At 51.4% G+C, this 284-nt stretch carries 1 pseudogene; it reads left to right on the top strand.

Annotated features, from left to right (window positions below):
• Positions 1–284, top strand: a pseudogene (locus tag HC175_RS23455) (amidohydrolase family protein); the annotation flags it as partial.

The following is a 284-nucleotide window of genomic DNA, read 5'->3' on the forward strand; positions in this document are numbered from 1 at the left end:
GAAATCATGGAAGCTGCTCTGGAAGAGAATAAGAAACTCGGGCTGGGCTCTGCCGCACATCATGCACAGATGGCGGTAGCCAAATGGAATGTACTGCATTCTGCCCGTGCAGGCCTTACCACTGTGGAGCATTGGTACGGGCTGCCAGAAGCACTTTTTACAGATCGCACAGTGCAGCATTATCCTTCGGGCTACAACTATAACAATGAGCAGGACAGATTTGGAGAGGCAGGAAAGCTTTGGGAACAGGCTGCACCTCCGCATTCCGAAAAATGGAACGAGGT

This window comes from Salinimicrobium oceani (genome assembly GCF_012037645.1).